Genomic DNA, 17,586 nt, shown 5'->3' on the forward strand with positions numbered 1-17,586 from the left:
GTATTCTAGAGAAGGCGTAGGTTTCTGCGCCTTTTTAAAAACAAAATCGGGAAGGAAAGGAGGTAAGCCCATATGCTCAAAAAAGCGAACGCTGATATGATGACGTATATTTTACTCATTGGAATCGTGCTGCTTATGCTTGAAGTCCTGTTTGATCATGGAGGGCTTATCTTTTTTCTGTTTTTCTCATCAATCTGCATATATCTTGGGAAAAAACGCCTTGCCAGGAAAACGGGAAAACTTCTCTTTTGGTTTGGCTTAATAAGTTTGATTATCACGGTCATGAATTTATGGGCAGTAAAATTTTTGATTTTCGCTTTCGCTATTTATTTATTGTTTCAATACAGGCAGTCTAAAAAAACGCCCGCTGTTATTACACCTGAAATCAAAGAATCCATTTCTCTGCAAAAAGAAGATGTTGTTTATAAGAAACCACTGTTCGGCAACAACGTTTTTGGCCAGCAGACTTCTGCAGAAGAAATCTATGAATGGAATGATATTAATATCCAAAGCGGAATCGGAGACACGATCATCGATCTCAGCAACACCGTATTGCCGAAGGAAGAATGCATCATCGTGATCCGGAATGTCATCGGAAATGTAAAAATCCTTCTCCCTTATGAGCTTGATGCAGCTTTTCAGCATTCTTCATGGGCCGGAGCAGTATCCATCTTTGAACATCGTGAGCCAAAGTTTTTTAATCAGGTTGTTTCGTATCAGACAAAAGGCTATGAGGATGCCGTGCAAAAGGTAAAAGTGGTGACATCTTCGATAGTTGGTGATCTAGAGGTGAAAAGGATATGAGCAGCATTTTTCGGCAAATGGCTTTAGGTGCAGCCATTTCTTTTTCCGTTCTCATCTTCTTATCTGCCAGTTTTTTTGTTATGTTTCCGCTTGATGACTGGAGCATTTTATGGGAAAGCGAAATGCTGGATCTTCCTTTAATCTATTTCGTTCCTGCAGTCAGTCTTTTAATTGGCTTGTTTCTCGGCTTTCTCTCGGGGATTTTTCTGCGAAGCGATATTGCACAGCTGTCGGATGGACTTTCACAGCTGGAGCAGGGAAAGTATGTAGATGGCGCTTTTAGCCGAAAATCAGGAGAGTTTGAAAAAATCTGGATACATCTGCGCAATCTTCAAAAGCACATGACAGAGCAAACAAAGCTTTCTCAAAAGCTTGCAAATGAAAAAGCGGAAGAGCAGGAAAAGCGCATTCAAAAAATAGTTTCTGAAGAGCGCAACAGGCTTGCAAGGGAGCTTCATGATTCAGTCAGTCAGCAGCTTTTTGCAGCATCCATGATGATGTCGGCAGTCAATGAATCAGCTGATCATCGCAGTGAGGCAGAAAATAAACAATTAAGCATTGTCGAGCAGATGATTCATCAGTCTCAGCTGGAAATGAGGGCTCTTCTTCTGCATCTCAGACCGGCTGCCCTAAAGGGGAAAACGCTTCACGAAGGAATGCAGGAGCTGTTAGAAGAGCTGCAGCAGAAGGTTCCGATGGAGATCTCATGGAAAATGGAAGAGATGAAGCTTGATAAAGGAATTGAAGATCACCTTTTCCGCATCCTCCAGGAATCTGTTTCAAATACTCTGCGCCATTCAAAAGCAGAAACACTTGAAGTGCTTTTTATTCAACGGGATGATCTGATATTGCTTAGAGTGATGGATGATGGAGCAGGATTTAAAGTAGATGCAGCTAAGACAGGAAGCTATGGTCTGCAGAATATGCACGAACGCGCAGCTCTGCTTGGCGGCACGATGAAAATAGTGAGCTTCCCCGGAAAAGGAACGAAGCTCGAGGTTAAAATACCAATTGTAAGGGGTGAGAATAATGATTAAAGTTTTATTTGTAGATGATCATGAAATGGTGCGGATTGGTGTGTCATCCTATTTAGCTGCTCAAAGCGACATCGAAGTAGTCGGCGAAGCTGATAACGGATTTAAAGCAATCGAACTTGCACTCGAGCTCCGTCCTGACATAATCTTAATGGATCTTGTCATGGAAGGAATGGACGGGATTGAAGCAACCAGACAAATCATCGAGAACTGGCCAGAAGCCAAAATCATTATTGTCACAAGCTTTTTGGACGATGAAAAAGTGTATCCTGCTCTAGAAGCAGGCGCCACAAGCTATATGCTGAAAACATCTAAAGCAAGCGAAATCGCAAATGCAGTCCGGAATACGTTTCATGGGCAATCTGTTCTCGAACCAGAGGTAACTGGGAAAATGATGATGAAAATGCGTCAAAAACCTATTCATAACCCTCATGATGAGCTGACCGCCAGGGAGATGGAAATTCTGCTGCTCGTGGCAGAAGGAAAAACGAATCAGGAAATTGCCGATGAGTTATTTATAGCATTAAAAACAGTAAAAACCCATGTCAGCAATATCTTAAGCAAGCTCGGCGTGCAGGACCGCACACAAGCCGTTATTTATGCATTTAAACATTCCCTTGTACAATAAGGCGTGAAGGGATACATAGAGTGAGGACAAAGTGCAGATCACAAAAGATTTGCGCTTTTTTTTTTGCGGACAATAAATAGATTTGGGACTTTAGTTTTATCTTTTTATGCCGATAGTAAGAATAGAATGTCATTTTTAAAGATTGAACGTTTTTAGATCTTCTTAATAATAGAAATCAATTCACTAATTAAAAATAAGGGGTACGAGCATGCTGAAACTTTTCTCAAAAAAACAGACGGCAGAAACATTTAATCCTGTCATGGGGTTTCCTGATAATAAACAGATGGTATTTGTTGAAGATAAAGAATTATCTTCGAGGCTTGCATACATGGGTTATACCAATGAACAGCTCGAAACATTAAAAGAACTGAAGCCAGTTGTCCTGCCGCTGCTTGATGAGCTCCTTGAATCAGTTCTGAATCACTTATATAAGCAGCCTGTATTAAGCAGGATTGCTATGGATCATACGACAAGAGCACGCTTAAAAACAGTGTTTGCTGATTATTTTAAAAGTCTCCTGAGCGGTGAAATGGATGAACGATTTTTTGAGATGAGAAACCGTATCGGCGGAACGCATAACAGTGCTCACTTGCCTGTTACATGGTTTTTGGCGACATACTCGGCAATCAGCTCCCTGCTGATTCCACAAGTCATTCAGGTGCTTCAAAATGAGCCTCAAAAACTCTCTGTGGCCCTGCTGGCTCTTACACATGCAATAAATCTGGATTCACAGTTAGTAGTTGATCAATATATGCAAAAAAGAATGAATGAGCTGAATGATCTGAACGAAGAAAATGTAAACCTTCAACGGGAGCTGTCTTCCATCAGCCAGGAAATGGCGGCATCTGTTCAGCTTACAGACTCCACTATGAACGATACAAGCTCAAAGGCCGAACAAATCCGGGAAGAAATTCAATCAACTCAAAAAAGCAGCAAAAACCTCCTGAATTTGACGAACAAGAACGAAGAGCAAATGGACGAAATGGTTTCAGCGTTTGGAGAGGTTATTGAAAAAGTGGAAAACTCTCTTGAAGGCATCGGCAACCTTAAAGGCATATCAGATCAAATTACGAGAATGACAAAAGAAATTGAAGGCATTGCAGATCAAACGAATTTACTGGCTCTAAATGCATCAATTGAAGCTGCACGGGCAGGAGATCATGGAAAAGGCTTTGCTGTTGTAGCCAGTGAAGTCAGAAAGCTTGCGGAAGATTCCAAGAGAACGAGCAACGAAATTAACTCATTAATATCAAACAGCAATAAGCATATGGATACGATTGTCTCTATCATGAGTTCAATGAATGATTCAACTCAAACCTCCCAATCTCAAATTGCACAAGTTAGAAGCGGTCTGATAACTGTAAAAATGGAGATGGAGAATTACATGGAAATGTTTGGGCGGAATAAAGTGGATTTGGACGCAATTGTTGATTCCATTCAAGAAATTAATAAAACGACAGAAAGCTTATCGGAACTGGCCAACGTTTTACTGCAAAAAGCGGAGAGACAGCTATAAATTCCATATCAATTCTATTCAATCAAAAGGCCTTACCTGAAAAAGGCAGAGCCTTTTAATTTTGGTTCCTTCAATGTCTTTAACTGGAAAGGTTTCGATATTCACTTGGCGAACAATTTTTCAAACGGCGAAATATCTTGTAAAAATTTGAAGGACTTTGGAATCCAGTTTCAAAGCAAATATCCAGATTATTTTTGTCCGTGCTTATCAGAAGATGGGCAGCCTTGTCGACTCTTATTTTTTCCAAATAGGATCGTGGAGTTTCAGCCGTTTCCTGTTTGAATAGCCGTTCGAGATAAAACGGACTTACTCCGGCATGTTCTGCAATATCCTGTAATTGGAGCTTTTGATTATAATTGTTTACCAGGAAAGCAATAACCTTTCTGACAAGTACAAGATGAGGAGAGTGTTCTATTTCTGGCTGACACCTCTTGCAGGCACGGAATCCGGCTTGTTCTGCACTTAATAGGTCATTGTAAAATTCAACATTTATTTTTTTAGGCTTTCTGGATCGGCAAGAAGGACGGCAATAAATTTTAGTTGTTTTCACTGCCGTAAAAAATAACCCATCATAGGTTTGATCACAAGCAATGATTTTCTCCCACTTTTCTTCAAAAGAAAGGTTAACATCCGGCATAATAGGACACCCCGCCTCAAGGTTATTTCTCGTATAAGTGTGCAGTATCGCTATACTCTAATAAGTGAGCGGCATTCATCTCTAATAAAGATATCATTTTGTCAGATAGTGCATTTCCGAAGCTGAAGCGTTTAACTCCTAATTCTTTAAGCTTAGTACCATTCGTTAGCCCAGGTAAAGATAAAATATTAAGCGGAGCGTTTACATGAAAGACAATTTCCTTTATTTCTTCATCTGCTGACAAACCGGGAACAAAAACTCCGCTGGCTCCGCTTTCTGCGTATGCCTTTGCCCGATCGATTGTTTCCAAAAGAGGATGTTCCTTTTGGAGATACGTATCGATTCTGGCATTTATATAAAATCCTTCAAAGCCAGTACGATCTAACTCTGTTCTCATTTTTGACAATAAGCAGCTGTGCTGTTCAACTTCTTTAAGTCCCATTTGTTTCTTCAGTGAATCCTCAATATTTATACCTGCGACACCTGCATCAGCTGTTCTTAACACATTAGAAACGATTGTATCCATGTCTTCTCCATAACCAGCCTCAATGTCTGCAGAAACGGGGATTTTAACAGAATCAGCAATCCTTTTAATAATCTTTAAATGACTATCAAAATCAATGTTTTCACCATCTGTAAATCCAAGAGAGCGGGCAATTCCAAAGCTTGTCGTGCCAATTGCTTTAAACCCTGCTTTTTCAAGTGCCAAAGCAGACAGCTGGTCCCAGGCATTGCCTAAAAATAATAAATCTTCTGTTGAGTGGAGCTCATTAAACGTATTTATTTTGTTCATTTTCCAGCCTCCTAATGTTTTGGATGTTCCTATTTTAACAAGGAAGCTGGATCCATTTCGTCCTCATTCTTGCTCTTATGGTCTTTCGGTGAGTATGGGGCTCAGAGAGGCTGAATCTTAATTATTTCCACGATAATCATACCTCGCTTTATTCATTACAAGATAAAGGAAGACCAGTATACTTGCTGTGAAAAAGCTGATCCAAATGGAGAAAATGGAAGATTGATAAAAAAGGGATATTGTTCCGGCCGTCCATCCTGCTAATGAGCAGTACGGCAAGTAAGCGGGAATTTCCTTTCGGTAGAAAATAACTGCTGCCATTGTTGGGATAATCGATGCATAGACTTGCCCAAAAAAGAAAATGAGCTCAAGTAAATTGGGAGACAGAAGAGAACTAATTGCAAACAGCGACAGAGAGAGAATACCCGCAGCGATGTAAGTATTTTTAAGCTGGGTACGTTCGTTCCAATTAAATTTGTCAGTAAGCATATTTCGGATAATCATAATAGATGTTGCATGCAGTTCGGCGCCCACTGTAGATGCTAGAGCACTGAAGCAGCAGCCGATAAACAGCAATAATAAAAATAATGAGTCCATTTTATCAATGAGCTGGAAGAGTACGGAATAAAGATTTTCATATCCTTGGCTGAAAATCGCTATGACAATCATTCCGGAGAAGGCAATGGGAATGGTTGCCCAAATAATGCCTGCCATCATGAATGATGTCCTGATTTTCTTTTTTTCAATAATGTAGAGTCGCTGCCAGCTGGCTCTATCTATCAAGACCTGCCCAAATCCGATTAATAGAGCAGTAAGGACAAAGGGGGTGACAGAGCTGTTTTTGAGAAATAATAAGTAGGGATGGTAGAGATGAAGGCCATCATAAACAGGAAAAATCCCTTCTTGGATAAAAAAATAAACGGGTATTAGAATAATAGCAGCAAAAATAAGGGAAATATGTACCCCCTCAAATTGATGAATTTTCTTCATACCGCCAATTCCACCCAGTAAAAAGCAGTATACAAAAAAAATGAACAGCCCAACAAAAACAGGAATGTCAAATAGCAAATGAAGCAATATACCTGCCCCAAGGGACTGTATAAAGAGGGAGTCAATACTTGTAATCAATAAGACTGTCATGACAAACCAGTAGGAATTCCCCTTGAGCCTTGTCGTTAAGACATCGCCAATTGTCATGGCATCTGGAAAGCGTTCTCGTATAATCGGGGCAATCCAGCCAAAAGAAAAGAGAGCAAAGGCACCCATTAATGCGTAGCCCACACCTCCTAAAAGTCCATATTTAACAAGTGTTTCTGGTGATGAAAGAATGGTATTGCCTGTAATCCATCTCGCTAAAAGAGAAACGACGCCATATGCAATCCCGAATTTAATGCCTCCTTGAATATAGTGATGATAGACTCCCTGCTTCATAATTAAACCTTCTCTCTAAGCCTGTATTCTCTCGGTGATAAACCAGTCTGTTTTTTAAATAAAACGCTAAAATAATGCTGGCTATTAAATCCGCACTCTTCTGAAATAGAAGATATGGATTTCTCTGATTCCTGCAGTAATTGTTTCGCCATTTCAATTCGATAGTCATTTAGATATTCAGAGAAACTGATTTTCATTTCTTCGTGAAACTTCCTGCTTAAATAGGCACTGTTGATATGGATTTGATTCGCCAGAAAGGAGAGGGAGAGTTTTTGGCTATATTGTTCATGGATAATATTTATTGCTTCTTGAATGATGTGTGATTGAACATCCGAATGCTGATAGTTCTCTAACACCTTGCACAGCTCTTCTTCAATAATCGGCTTGGTAATATAATCTTTTGCTCCTAATCGAATGGAAGCTTGTGCATAATCAAAAGACTGATAGGCGGTTACCATTACGATGTCAAGTTTTTTTAGCCTTTTTAATTCTAGACCTAGTTCAATGCCGGACTTTCCTGGCAGCTGAATATCCAGCAGAGCAAGTGAAATAGGATATTCATTCATTACTTTTACAGCTTTTGATGCATCAATTGCTTTATGGATAGTCCAATAAGGAAAACGGTGCTGTATGATATATTCGAGTTGTTCTAGTTCAAGAGGTTCATCATCGACAAGCAGTATATGCATATTTAACTCTCCTTTTGGAAATTATAGCGGTTTTCTATCAATAATTTTGGCCAGAGAGTTTGAACGTTTGTCCCATGCTCTTCTTGCTGCAGTTTAAGATAGGTCTGTTTTAGCGGGAACAGCATTTGCAGCCTTTTTTGAATATTCAATAGACCTAAGCCTATTTCATCGTCTTCCTGATAAGATGCGTAATCAACTTCAGGAGAAGAGGTATTCCATACATCTAATTGAATATGTTCGTTTTCTTCTTTAATAGAGATGATTAATTTGACACTGCCGGGTGTCTTTTCCAATCCATGTTTAAAAGAATTCTCAACAAGAGTTTGCAATAAGAAAGGCGGGATAAGGGCGCTTAAAACCTCATTCTCAGTTTTCCATATGATTTCAAGTCTTTCTCTGAATCGGATTTTTTGAATATCCAGATAGTACTGTGTGTATCTTGCTTCCTCTTCAATCGTGATGAAAGGCTCTGTTTCTTTGTATTTGAATTTTAAGTATTTAGAGAGAACTTCGATGGAGGAAATCAGTTCTTCTCTTCTGTTTAATCTTGCTAAACTAAGGATGACATTCAGTGTATTGAAAAAGAAATGCGGCTGTATTTGACGGCTAAGCTGATTGTATTTTGCTTCTTGAAGCTCCTGTTTCAGCATTAACTCTGTTTTTTCCTTTTTTAATTGATCTAATCTTTTCTCAAAAATGAATAAGAACAATAAGCTAAAAGCCCCGAGTAAAGGGGCTAAAACACAAATCATTATATAGAAGGAAAAGGACTCAAGTGTAATCATTGTAAGACTCCCCGAACTAATTATGTATCTATTCTAGTAGAAAAAGAAGATTCTGAAAACATCTATTAAACGTAATGACAGCGGGAAAAATGACCATCTTTTCCAATCATAGGGGGGAGTTCAGCTATACATAGATCTGTCGCTAAAGGACAGCGAGTATGGAATTTGCATCCGGACGGCGGATTTAAAGGAGAAGGAACATCTCCTTTTAAAATGATTCTCTCTTTTTTCTTTACTGAAATTTCTGCCACTGGAATTGCTGATAGTAATGCTTTTGTATAGGGATGCTGCGGCTCCTGAAACAATTGGTGTTTTGATCCTACCTCTACAAGCTTCCCTAAGTACATGACCATCACACGATCAGAAATATGTCTTACTACACTAAGATCGTGTGAAATAAATAGGTACGTTAATTGCAGCTCTTTTTGAAGCCGTTTTAATAAATTCAAAATCTGTGCTTGGATGGAAACATCGAGAGCAGAGACGGCTTCATCACAAATGATGATTTTAGGGTTAACTGAAAGCGCACGGGCGATGCCGATTCTTTGTCTTTGGCCGCCGCTGAATTCATGAGGTAAACGGTCTAATGAAGCAAGAGGAAGACCGACATAATCCATGAGTTCTTTCATTCTTTGCTCTTGCTGTGATGGTGGAAGCACCTTCTGAATAGTCATTGCTTCTTTCAAAATTTTTCTTACGGTTTGACGCGGGTTTAATGATGCATATGGATCCTGAAAGATAACTTGAATATCACCTCTCATTTTTCTTAGGTCTCTTTTAGATAGACTGGTTAGGTCTATTCCATTATATTTAATGACTCCCTCAGTTGGTTTTTCCAGCTGCAGGATAGCACGGCCGGTAGTTGATTTTCCGCATCCCGATTCCCCAACAATACTTAATGTTTCCCCTTCATAAAGGGTGAAGCTGATGTCATCAACTGCTTTTACTTCCTGTTTGGGCTGAAACAGAGATTCACGTTTAACAGGAAAGTATTGCTTGAGTCCACTGATTTCTAATAATGGCTTTTTTACTGCTATCGCTTCTGTCATTTTGCCTTCACTCCTTTTTTTGGTGAGTCTGGGGTATAAAGGAAACAGCGAATTTGACTGCCATCCTCTAAAGTAGCAAGAGATGGTTCCTCCTCATGGCATTGCGCTGTTGCCAGCGGACATCGAGGAGAAAAACGGCACCCCTTCGGCATATCGTATGGCGAAGGGACATTTCCTTTCATTGTTTGTAATTCTTCCTGGTCTTCATGCAGTTTAGGCAGAGAGGACATGAGACCGGTTGTGTATGGGTGTTTCGGGTTTACAAATAGCTGTTCAGTTGTACTGTATTCAACGATCTGACCTGCGTACATAACAGCAACTTTGTCACATAATTCAGCAACAACACCAAGATCATGAGTGATAAAAATAATGCCCATATTTAATTTCTTTTGAAGATCTTTCATTAATTCCAGGATTTGCGCTTGTATAGTTACATCAAGTGCTGTAGTCGGTTCGTCTGCAATTAATATCTCCGGATTACAAGCTAGAGCCATTGCAATCATTACCCGCTGACGCATTCCGCCGCTTAACTGAAAGGGCTCCTGTTTTGCCCGTTTATCAGGAGAAGGTATCCCAACGAGATCCAGCATCTCAACCGCTTTTTTCCACGAGTCCTTTTTAGACAGCCTTTGATGAACCCGTATCGCTTCAGCAATTTGTTCTCCAACCGGTATGACTGGATTTAAAGAGGTCATTGGTTCTTGGAAAATCATCGAAATTTGATTTCCTCTCATCTGACGCAGCTCTTTCTCAGACATTTGTAAAATATCTTTCCCCTTAAAGTTAATTGTTCCATCAACAATTTTTCCCGGGGGAGAAGGGATAAGACGAAGGATGGAAAGCGATGTCATACTTTTTCCACAGCCTGATTCCCCGACAATCCCAAGAGTTTCCCCTTCATGCAGAACAAAATCAATGCCATCGACAGCTTTGGTTACGCCCTTTTTTGATGAAAAATAGGTTTTGAGATTATTTACTTTCAGCACAACTTTTTTATCCATACCTGATCACTCCTAATTTAACTCGATTCGTTTATTAAAGAATCGATATAAAATATCAACAAATAAGTTAACAAAAACGAAGACGAGGGAGGCGATAAGAACGCCGCCTTGTACCATTGGCAAATCCCGCATGCGTATGGAATCTACGATCATACGCCCGAGACCGTTAATGGCAAAAACGGATTCGATCAAAACTGTTCCGCCAAGTAAAGCCCCAAATTGAAGTCCTACTACAGTGATAACTGGTATTAGTGCATTTCGAAGTGCATGTTTATAAATAATGACGTAACCTTTTAGACCTTTCGCTTGAGCCGTGCGAATATAATCCTTTCGCACAACTTCAAGCATGCTCGAGCGGGTCATTCTGGCTACGATTGCAGCGCCTCCTAACCCAAGGGTAAAAGCAGGTAAAATAATGTGGAGGATACTGTCCCACCCTGCAACAGGCAATAGATGCAATTTAACGGAGAAAACATACATTAAAAGCATCCCAAGCCAGAAGCTTGGAAGAGAAATACCTAATAAGGCCACAATCATGACAGTAATATCAGTAGGAGAGTATGGTCTTACTGCCGAGATAATACCTGCTGCCATTCCAAGGACAATGGTAATCATTATGCTGTAGAACGCTAATTCAATTGTAATAGGCAGTCTTGCAAGGACCTCTTGAAGGACAGGCTGCTGACTTTTTAATGATGTTCCCAAGTCTCCTTGAAAGACATTGAGGATATAGTCGCCATATTGCATGTACAGAGGTCCATTTAGACCTAATTCTTCTCGTATTTGATTGATTGTTTCTTTTGATGCACCTTCACCTGCAAGTAATACTGCTGGATCCCCTGGCACCATCTGCATAATTAGAAATACAACGAGTGTTACTCCAAATATGACTGGGATTATTTCCAGTAATCTTCGAAAAATATAAAATATCACAATTTTCTCCTCCGGTTCATTATGATTTTAGCCGCGGATCCAAGGCATCGCGCAATCCGTCTCCAAATAAGTTAAACCCGAGAACAAGAACAGAAATGGCGAGCCCTGGGAATAATGCGATATATGGAGCACTGAACAGAAAATCTCTGCCGCTGGATAGCATCGTTCCCCATTCTGGTGAAGGGGGCTGAGCTCCCAAGCCTAAGAAAGAAAGACCTGCGGCTGAAAGAATAGCTGTTGCTAAGCGCAATGTTCCTTGAATGATGATAGGTGATAGGATATTCGGCAGAATATGCTTGAAAATAATTGTCCCATCATTTGCTCCCAATGAACGAATGGCGTCGATATATTCGAGTTTTTTTGTTTCAAGAGTTGAGCCTCTCACTACCCTTGCGAATAAAGGAACCGAAAATATTCCAACAGCAATCATGACATTCACTAGACTTGGTCCTAGCGCACTGATAATGGCAAGTGCTAATAGAATCCCAGGGAAAGCGAGCATAACATCTAAAATCCTGCTGATTATTGTATCAACCCAGCCGCCATAATATCCTGCTGCAAGTCCCATGATAATTCCGAAAAATGCCCCAAATGAAACTGCAGCAAATCCGATTCCCATGGATAATCTTGATCCATAGAGGATTCTTGCCAGAATATCCCTTCCCTTATCATCTGTTCCCATCCAATGCTCAAAGCTCGGCTGCTGAAGCTTTTTGTCTAATTGAATTTCAAATGGATCATGTGCAGCAAGGAGCGGAGCAAAAAGGGCAATTAAAATATAAAAAAGGATAATCGCCCCGCCGACTACGGCTGCTTTGTTTTTAGAAAAGATTTCCCAAAATTGTCGTAACCTTCCGATGAACAGTGTTGGGCCAGGTTCAGAAAAGCTTCTTTGTACCTCTTCAGCCTTTAGTTCTGTCGTCATCATGTGTCCCCCTCATGAAATTTTTTTGTGTAACCTAAAGATAGTGGAAGCAGAAAGAAAAAAATAGACAATCTTTTAGAATTGTCAAAATAGTAAAAAAACAAGTAAAGATATTGCAAAAAATTCTGTGATTTCTTTTTTATAATGCAATTAAGCCTTGCAAACATAAAAAAGGAAGAAGGGGAAAAATGAGGAATTCAAGAAAACTTAAGAAGAGTATGAAAGGTCTTATGGTTCTATTCATCATCATGTCGATGCTTTTGGTGCAAGCATGTTCTACAGGCAATACCAGTAATGAAACAGCATCAAGTGATGAAAGCGGAAAGAAGAGAGGGGGGGTTCTAAAGGTCGTTCGACTATCTGATGCCACGAATCTGGATCCTCATTTTATTACGGATATTCCCTCGGCAAATGTTTTATATCAAAAGGTTTATGAAACATTGGTCACATTTGATAAGGACATGAAAATTGTTCCCGGATTGGCTAAAAGCTGGGAACAGACTGATGATATAACATGGGAATTCACTTTAAATGAAGGGATTACTTTCCACGACACCTCCAAGTTTAATGCAGATGCTGTAAAGAAAACCTTGGATCGTTTGATAGATCCAAAGACAGGCTCCCCTCAAAAGGATAAGCTCGGCATGATTAAGGAAGTAAACGTTCTTGATGAGAACAAGGTTCAAATCAAACTTAGTACGCCATATGCCCCTCTCCTTTCGATTTTAGCCAGTAATGAAGGGAGTATTATAAGTCCCAAAGCAATTGAAGAAAGTTCAGATACCTTATCAAAAAAACCAGTAGGAACTGGACCTTTTAAATTTGAATCCTGGAAATCAGGCGAGTCCATTACCCTTGTGAAAAATGATAAATACTGGGGAGAGAAACCTCTTATTGATGGGATTGAATTTGAAGTTGTTCCAGAGGATTCTACTCGTATTGCGATGGTTGAAACAGGAGAAGCCCATATCAATGATCAGGTGCCTGTAACGGAAATTGATAGAATTAATAACTCAGACACTCTTAACCTCTACCGGACAGAAGGACTGGCCGTTGAATACATTGGATTTAATACACAAAAAGCTCCTTTTGATAATGTGAAGGTACGCCAAGCGATCTCTTCTGCCATAGAAAGAGAAGCGATAATAAAAGGGGTTTACAACGGAGCAGGAACACTGGCCAATGCGGCAATGAGCCCAAAAGTGTTCGGATACAGCAAAGAAATAAAGCCATACGAGTATAATCCAAATAAAGCAAAAGATTTGCTGAAAGAAGCCGGCTTCAAAGACGGATTGGAGTTAACGTTAATAACAAGTGACCGTAAAGAGAGAATTAACATGGCAGAGGTCATTCAGTCACAGTTAAAAGGGATTGGCGTTAACGTAAATATTCAAGTATTAGAGTATGGAGCCTATATTGAAGCGGTGGATAAAGGTGAACAAGATATGTTTATTGGAGGGTGGGGAAATGCCACAGGAGATGGAGATTATAATCAGTATAACTTGTTCCACTCCGACTCTCATGGTTCTCCGGGAAATCATTTCTACTATACGAACAAAAAAGTCGATCAATTAATTGAACAAGCCAGAAAAGAAACAGATCCAGAAGTGAGAAAAAAGCTGTATGAGGAAGCGATGGCCATCGAAATGGACGACGCTGTGTACATTCCAATAAGAAACTACGAGCACATGGCCATATATAACAATGAAGTAAATGACTTCTGGCTTAATGCTGTCAACTATTTAATGGTAAATGACGTTACACTAGAGTAAGAGGAATAGGTGGCTCAGGCGAAAAAACGCTCCGGGTCACCATCCTTGGTTAATAGAAAAAATCAATATGGGGGGAACTTTACAGTGAATACATTTTGGCTGAAAAATGTCAGGCTTGAAACGGGTTTTAAAAAGGAAAATGGCACAGTTACGGGGACCGTTGCGCAAGAGTTTCATTTGAAAATAGAAAATGGAAAGCTAACGTCCATGACAGCAGATGAAAACGAGATCAAGAATTCTTTACCTGTTGTTGATGCAAAAGGAAAGCTCATGCTGCCATCCTTTCGTGAAATGCACATACATATTGATAAAACGTATTTTAGCGGTCCGTGGAAAGCGTGTCGTCCAATTACAAATGGCATCTTTACCAGAATTGAGGAAGAAAAGGACCTGCTGCCTAAACAATTCCCATTTGCTCAAGAACGCGCAGAGAAAATGATTGAGCTGCTGCTGCAAAATGGCCATACACATATCAGAACACACTGTAATGTTGAACCGACATCTGGCCTGAAAAATCTTGAAATAACAATAAATGCGCTAGAAAAATATAAAAATTTCATAACCTATGAAATTGTTGCCTTCCCTCAGCACGGGTTATTGCGAAGCGGCTCTGTGCAATTAATCAGAGATGCAATGAAAAATGGAGCAACACATGTAGGCGGAGTGGATCCAGCGACAATCGACCGAAATATTGAAAAATCTTTGTGGACAACATTTGATATTGCGGCAGAACACAATGCAGGTATAGATATTCATCTCCATGAACCTAATTCATTAGGAGCCTTTACTTTTGAACGTCTTGCTGATTTTACGAAAGAAGCCAAAATGAAGGGGAAAGTGACAATCAGTCATGCCATTGCACTGGGTGATCTAGAAGGTCAGCCGCTCGTAGATATTATGAATGTTTTAAAAGAACAAGAAATTGATATTACAACTACTGTTCCGATAAATCGTCATACTATTCCAATTCCTGCATTAGATAAACATGGACTAAAAGTATCTGTTGGCCACGACAGTCTTACTGATCATTGGTCTCCATTTGGAACTGGGGATACAGTGGAAAAATTAAGTGTTTTAGCGGAACGTTTCCGTTGTATTGATGAATTTTCATTAAATAGATCTTGGAAATATGCCTCAGGCGGTGTCACTCCTCTTAATGATGCAGGTGAACAAGTGTGGCCGAAAGTTGGGGACCAGGCAGACTTTATTTTAGTGGATGCAAGCTGTTCAGCTGAAGCTGTTGCAAGAAGAGCACGAATTGTATCTGTCTATAAGAATGGGAATAAAGCAGATCAATCTTGCTTAGAAAGGAATGATGAACTTGAAATGGCTGAAGAACGTTAAATTAGAGGTGGGAAATCAGCTTAACGAAGATGGACTTATTGAAACGAAAACAGATCTATTCCATATTGGAATTAAAGAGGGAAAAATTATGGAGCGGCTGCACCATACTGAAAGTATCTCAGAACAGGCAGAAGTAATTGATGCAAACGGATTACTTGCGATTCCAACCTTCAAGGAAATGCATAATCATTTGGACAAAACCTATCTATCTTTGGATTGGAAGGCTTGCAAGCCAGTAAAGAATTTAAATGAACGGCTCCATTTTGAAGCGCAGGAACTAAAAGAACTTGCACCAACAGCGAAGCAACGGGCAATGAGCATGATTGAAATGATCTTATCCAAAGGCTCAACCCACATCAGAACGCATGTTAACATTGATCCCTATATTGGTCTGAAAAATTTAGAAGGTGTTCTTGAAGCACTAGAAGAGTTCAAAGGTGTGATTACCGCTGATGTCATTGCTTTTCCGCAGCATGGATTATTAAGAGATGATGTTCCGCAGTTAATGAGAAAAGCGATGAGAAATGGAGCTACAATGGTCGGAGGACTGGACCCTGCTGGTATCGACCGCTCGATTGAGAAATCATTATACGAAACAATGGAAATTGCTGCAGAGTTTAACGCAGACGTTGATATTCATTTACACGATGGAGGAAACGTAGGAACCTATACAATAGATAAGTGGATGGATTACGTTGAAGAAGCGAACTGGCAGAACCGCTCTGCTATCAGCCATGCTTTCTGTATCGGAGAGGTTCCTGAAGCTCAGCAAAGAGCACTTGCAGAACGCTTAAGGGAAAATGGTGTCTCAATTATGTCAACCATTCCTCTTACAAAATCTTTACCGCCAATCGAGCTTTTAGATGCTCATGGCGTAGATGTCCACTTTGGCTGTGATGGTTTTTATGATTCATGGAGTCCTCATGGGAATGGAGATGTGCTCGAGAAGGTTCAAAAATATGCACAAATTAGCCGCAGAATTGATGAGGTGTCGCTTCGGAGCACGTTAAAGTGGGCAACGGGAGGCGTAACAGCGTTAACAAATAAAGGAGAATATCTATGGCCGAAAGCTGAAGATAAAGCAAATTTCATTTTCATAGAGGCTGCTTCCTCAGCAGAAGCAGTTGCAAGACGTCCAGATCGGAAAGCCATCATGATAAATGGGGAAATTGTATACGGAACGTTAAGTAAATTAGAGTATACAGTATGAAGCATATTCTTATGAGAAAGCCCATGTTCATCTATATGGGCCTTCTTTTTTGTGTCATTTGCTGGGGCAGTAACTTTATCTTTGGAGCAATCCTGATAAACTATTTCCGTCCAATGGAAATTGCATTCATACGGCTCCTTTTCATCAATCTCTTTTTATTTATCATTTTGTTTAAAGTTGTTACCGCTCATCAGCCATTTAAAAAGGGCGTCCTATTTCTTATGATGATCGGATTCATTGGTGTTACATTAAATCATTGGAGTTTCTATGCAAGTTTAACAAAAGCAGAACCTGTTACTGCGGCACTTATCTTAGCGACTGCACCCATTTTCACAGCGTTTATTAATTTTGTATTATTTAAGGAAGCAAAGAAAATCCTCTTTTGGGCTTGGAGTATGCTTAGTTTTGCAGGTGTGACTCTGGTTATCGTGAAAAAAGGTTCTATTGTAATCGGTGCTGGAGAGGGATACATCTTTCTTACTATGTTATCTTTTTCTTGTTTTATGGTTATGGTTGAAAGATACGCAAACAGTTTCTCTTCTGGAATCATAACCTTTTACTCCAGCTTTTTTGGCATGGTATTCATGACAGCCGCCCTTCCATTCTCGGACGTCAGCCTAACGAGAACTGCACCGGCAGGTATGTGGTTATTGCTCATAGTGACCGGCATTATCATGCATGGAATCTGTCCGCTTATTTGGAATCATTGTATTTCCAAGGTCGGTTCTACCAATGCATCACTGCTATTAAATATGGAGCCATTTATTGCAATGATGGCAGGTTATCTGATTTTAAAAGAAACGGTAAGTTCCATCCAATTTATTGGATCGCTGCTGATCATTACAGGGGTTGCTATGGCGATACAGTCGAATAAACGGAATGCCTTAGTAGCGGGAGACGGCATGAGCAATGAGTTTTTGCGTAATCTTGGAAAAAAAAGAGACAAATCTCTTAAACTTTAAATTGAAAGTAAGGCTGCGGGTATGTATGATACGCAGTCTTTTTGCATTGAGATAAAAAATTAACACAAATGAT

17 protein-coding genes are annotated in these 17,586 nt (G+C 39.9%); 8 read left to right on the top strand and 9 right to left on the bottom strand.

Annotated features, from left to right (window positions below; translation table 11 throughout):
• The first annotated feature begins 72 nt into the window (after nt 1-72).
• From liaF to QLQ22_RS02940, 4 genes are all read left to right on the top strand, one after another.
• On the top strand, nt 73-804 hold the full coding sequence (liaF, locus tag QLQ22_RS02925; RefSeq protein WP_223439525.1) for a cell wall-active antibiotics response protein LiaF: 732 nt from the start codon (nt 73-75) through the stop codon (nt 802-804).
• A complete protein-coding gene (locus QLQ22_RS02930) occupies nt 801-1,841 on the top strand; it encodes a sensor histidine kinase (protein ID WP_223439527.1) in 1,041 nt (346 codons plus the stop codon). Before liaF ends, QLQ22_RS02930 begins: the two co-directional genes overlap by 4 nt.
• The gene (locus QLQ22_RS02935) at nt 1,834-2,466 is read left to right on the top strand and encodes a response regulator transcription factor (protein WP_223439529.1); all 633 of its coding nucleotides are present in this window, start codon (nt 1,834-1,836) and stop codon (nt 2,464-2,466) included. Before QLQ22_RS02930 ends, QLQ22_RS02935 begins: the two co-directional genes overlap by 8 nt.
• A gap of 208 nt (nt 2,467-2,674) precedes the next feature.
• Nucleotides 2,675-3,982 carry a globin-coupled sensor protein gene (locus QLQ22_RS02940; protein WP_284015982.1) on the top strand — a complete coding sequence of 436 codons (1,308 nt, stop codon included), beginning with the start codon at nt 2,675-2,677 and terminating at the stop codon, nt 3,980-3,982.
• A gap of 79 nt (nt 3,983-4,061) precedes the next feature.
• On the opposite strand, the gene QLQ22_RS02945 is transcribed toward QLQ22_RS02940, so the two are convergent.
• The 9 genes from QLQ22_RS02945 to QLQ22_RS02985 form a co-directional block, all read right to left on the bottom strand.
• Nucleotides 4,062-4,619, bottom strand: coding sequence for a bifunctional transcriptional activator/DNA repair enzyme AdaA (locus tag QLQ22_RS02945; RefSeq protein WP_223439533.1), 558 nt, complete (start codon nt 4,617-4,619; stop codon nt 4,062-4,064).
• A gap of 22 nt (nt 4,620-4,641) precedes the next feature.
• Complete coding sequence (locus QLQ22_RS02950; protein ID WP_284015983.1) at nt 4,642-5,412, bottom strand: isocitrate lyase/PEP mutase family protein; 771 nt, start codon at nt 5,410-5,412, stop codon at nt 4,642-4,644.
• A gap of 117 nt (nt 5,413-5,529) precedes the next feature.
• On the bottom strand, nt 5,530-6,843 hold the full coding sequence (locus QLQ22_RS02955; protein WP_223439537.1) for an SLC5/6 family protein: 1,314 nt from the start codon (nt 6,841-6,843) through the stop codon (nt 5,530-5,532).
• 2 nt (nt 6,844-6,845) lie between these two features.
• Nucleotides 6,846-7,532, bottom strand: coding sequence for a response regulator transcription factor (locus QLQ22_RS02960; protein WP_223439539.1), 687 nt, complete (start codon nt 7,530-7,532; stop codon nt 6,846-6,848).
• 2 nt (nt 7,533-7,534) lie between these two features.
• On the bottom strand, nt 7,535-8,317 hold the full coding sequence (locus QLQ22_RS02965; RefSeq protein ID WP_223439542.1) for a sensor histidine kinase: 783 nt from the start codon (nt 8,315-8,317) through the stop codon (nt 7,535-7,537).
• Between the two features lie 65 nt (nt 8,318-8,382).
• Nucleotides 8,383-9,366 (bottom strand): ABC transporter ATP-binding protein, encoded by a 984-nt coding sequence (locus QLQ22_RS02970; RefSeq protein ID WP_223439544.1) that lies wholly within the window; start codon nt 9,364-9,366, stop codon nt 8,383-8,385.
• Nucleotides 9,363-10,367: an ABC transporter ATP-binding protein gene (locus QLQ22_RS02975; RefSeq protein ID WP_284015984.1), complete on the bottom strand. Its 1,005-nt coding sequence runs from the start codon at nt 10,365-10,367 to the stop codon at nt 9,363-9,365. Before QLQ22_RS02975 ends, QLQ22_RS02970 begins: the two co-directional genes overlap by 4 nt.
• A 12-nt stretch (nt 10,368-10,379) precedes the next feature.
• Complete coding sequence (locus QLQ22_RS02980) at nt 10,380-11,300, bottom strand: ABC transporter permease (RefSeq protein ID WP_223439548.1); 921 nt, start codon at nt 11,298-11,300, stop codon at nt 10,380-10,382.
• Nucleotides 11,301-11,319: 19 nt separating this feature from the next.
• Nucleotides 11,320-12,225, bottom strand: coding sequence for an ABC transporter permease (locus QLQ22_RS02985; RefSeq protein WP_338037012.1), 906 nt, complete (start codon nt 12,223-12,225; stop codon nt 11,320-11,322).
• A 188-nt stretch (nt 12,226-12,413) separates the two neighbouring features.
• Here QLQ22_RS02985 and QLQ22_RS02990 point away from each other — a divergent pair, with 188 nt between their 5' ends.
• From QLQ22_RS02990 to QLQ22_RS03005, 4 genes are all read left to right on the top strand, one after another.
• Nucleotides 12,414-13,997, top strand: a complete 1,584-nt coding sequence (locus QLQ22_RS02990; protein ID WP_223439550.1) for a glutathione ABC transporter substrate-binding protein — start codon at nt 12,414-12,416, stop codon at nt 13,995-13,997.
• Between the two features lie 84 nt (nt 13,998-14,081).
• Nucleotides 14,082-15,341 carry an amidohydrolase family protein gene (locus QLQ22_RS02995; protein WP_223439552.1) on the top strand — a complete coding sequence of 420 codons (1,260 nt, stop codon included), beginning with the start codon at nt 14,082-14,084 and terminating at the stop codon, nt 15,339-15,341.
• A complete protein-coding gene (locus tag QLQ22_RS03000) occupies nt 15,310-16,551 on the top strand; it encodes an amidohydrolase (protein WP_223439554.1) in 1,242 nt (413 codons plus the stop codon). Before QLQ22_RS02995 ends, QLQ22_RS03000 begins: the two co-directional genes overlap by 32 nt.
• Nucleotides 16,548-17,513: a DMT family transporter gene (locus QLQ22_RS03005; protein WP_223439557.1), complete on the top strand. Its 966-nt coding sequence runs from the start codon at nt 16,548-16,550 to the stop codon at nt 17,511-17,513. Before QLQ22_RS03000 ends, QLQ22_RS03005 begins: the two co-directional genes overlap by 4 nt.
• Nucleotides 17,514-17,586: the final 73 nt, after the last annotated feature.

The organism is Metabacillus hrfriensis (assembly GCF_030127205.1).
GTDB classification, from domain to species: Bacteria; Bacillota; Bacilli; order Bacillales; family Bacillaceae; genus Bacillus_P; species Bacillus_P dongyingensis.

What these genes read in the sequence shown, in the direction of transcription:
- QLQ22_RS02955 (WP_223439537.1), bottom strand. Translation starts at nt 6,843, where the DNA reads ATGAAGCAGGGAGTCTATCATCACTATATTCAAGGAGGCATTAAATTC.
- QLQ22_RS02950 (WP_284015983.1), bottom strand. Translation starts at nt 5,412, where the DNA reads ATGAACAAAATAAATACGTTTAATGAGCTCCACTCAACAGAAGATTTA.
- QLQ22_RS02960 (WP_223439539.1), bottom strand. Translation starts at nt 7,532, where the DNA reads ATGCATATACTGCTTGTCGATGATGAACCTCTTGAACTAGAACAACTC.
- QLQ22_RS02985 (WP_338037012.1), bottom strand. Translation starts at nt 12,225, where the DNA reads ATGACGACAGAACTAAAGGCTGAAGAGGTACAAAGAAGCTTTTCTGAA.
- QLQ22_RS02930 (WP_223439527.1), top strand. Translation starts at nt 801, where the DNA reads ATGAGCAGCATTTTTCGGCAAATGGCTTTAGGTGCAGCCATTTCTTTT.
- QLQ22_RS03005 (WP_223439557.1), top strand. Translation starts at nt 16,548, where the DNA reads ATGAAGCATATTCTTATGAGAAAGCCCATGTTCATCTATATGGGCCTT.
- QLQ22_RS02935 (WP_223439529.1), top strand. Translation starts at nt 1,834, where the DNA reads ATGATTAAAGTTTTATTTGTAGATGATCATGAAATGGTGCGGATTGGT.
- QLQ22_RS03000 (WP_223439554.1), top strand. Translation starts at nt 15,310, where the DNA reads ATGATGAACTTGAAATGGCTGAAGAACGTTAAATTAGAGGTGGGAAAT.
- QLQ22_RS02940 (WP_284015982.1), top strand. Translation starts at nt 2,675, where the DNA reads ATGCTGAAACTTTTCTCAAAAAAACAGACGGCAGAAACATTTAATCCT.
- QLQ22_RS02990 (WP_223439550.1), top strand. Translation starts at nt 12,414, where the DNA reads ATGAGGAATTCAAGAAAACTTAAGAAGAGTATGAAAGGTCTTATGGTT.
- QLQ22_RS02970 (WP_223439544.1), bottom strand. Translation starts at nt 9,366, where the DNA reads ATGACAGAAGCGATAGCAGTAAAAAAGCCATTATTAGAAATCAGTGGA.
- QLQ22_RS02975 (WP_284015984.1), bottom strand. Translation starts at nt 10,367, where the DNA reads ATGGATAAAAAAGTTGTGCTGAAAGTAAATAATCTCAAAACCTATTTT.
- QLQ22_RS02965 (WP_223439542.1), bottom strand. Translation starts at nt 8,317, where the DNA reads ATGATTACACTTGAGTCCTTTTCCTTCTATATAATGATTTGTGTTTTA.
- QLQ22_RS02945 (WP_223439533.1), bottom strand. Translation starts at nt 4,619, where the DNA reads ATGCCGGATGTTAACCTTTCTTTTGAAGAAAAGTGGGAGAAAATCATT.
- liaF (WP_223439525.1), top strand. Translation starts at nt 73, where the DNA reads ATGCTCAAAAAAGCGAACGCTGATATGATGACGTATATTTTACTCATT.